2 protein-coding genes are annotated in these 821 nt (G+C 68.0%); both read right to left on the bottom strand.

What is annotated here, in order from left to right:
* Nucleotides 1-543, bottom strand: a 543-nt coding sequence (locus J5M67_RS27250) for a response regulator (protein ID WP_207888519.1), incomplete at its 3' end; no start/stop codon positions are given.
* A 37-nt stretch (nucleotides 544-580) separates the two neighbouring features.
* On the bottom strand, nucleotides 581-821 hold a 241-nt coding region (locus J5M67_RS27245; RefSeq protein WP_243434911.1), incomplete at its 5' end, for an ATP-binding protein.

Below are 821 nucleotides of genomic sequence, written 5' to 3'. Positions count from 1 at the left end.
GTGCCGGTGCAGCGCGCGCGCGACGAGCTCCTTGCCGGTGCCCGATTCGCCCGTGATCAGCACCGTCGCGGCCGAATGCGACAGCCGGCCGATCGCGCGGAACATGTCCTGCATCGCGGGCGCCTGGCCGAGCATCTCGGGCGCCTCGGCGAGCTTGTCGTCGTCGGGCACGCCGCCGCGCAGGCTCTCTTCGACCGCGCGCCGGATCAGCTCGACCGCCTTGTCGACGTCGAACGGCTTCGCGAGATATTCGAACGCGCCGCCCTGAAACGCCGCCACCGCGCTGTCCAGATCCGAGAACGCCGTCATGATGATGACGGGCAGCCCCGGCAGCCGGTCGTGCATCGCCTGCAACAGCTCGAGCCCCGAGCCGCCCGGCATCCGGATGTCGGACACGAGCACCTGCGGCGTTTCCTGGTCGAGCGCGGCGAGCGCGTCGCGCACGTTCGCGAAGCTCCGCGTCGCGAAGCTCTCGCGCGCGAGCGCCTTCTCGAGCACCCAGCGGATCGATTGGTCGTCGTCTACTATCCAGATCGGCTTCATAGTCGGTCCGAGGTATGGAGATTCGCTGCGCCGCCGCTCAATGGTCGAGCGGCAGCAAAATCTGAAATTCGGTCCGGCCCGGCCGGCTGTCCACTTCGATCATCCCGTCGTGCTGCTGGATGAAGGTCTGCGCGAGCGTGAGCCCGAGCCCGCTGCCGTCGTCGCGGCCGGATACGAGCGGATAGAAGATCCGGTCGCGGATGTCGTCGGGAATGCCGGGGCCGTTGTCGATCACACGCAAATCCAGTGCCAGCCTGTACAGGCGCTTCGCGATCGTC

Source organism: Pseudomonas sp. 30_B (assembly GCF_017491605.1).
Taxonomy (GTDB): domain Bacteria; phylum Pseudomonadota; class Gammaproteobacteria; order Pseudomonadales; family Pseudomonadaceae; genus Pseudomonas.
This window is presented reverse-complemented; position numbering and strand designations above follow the sequence as displayed.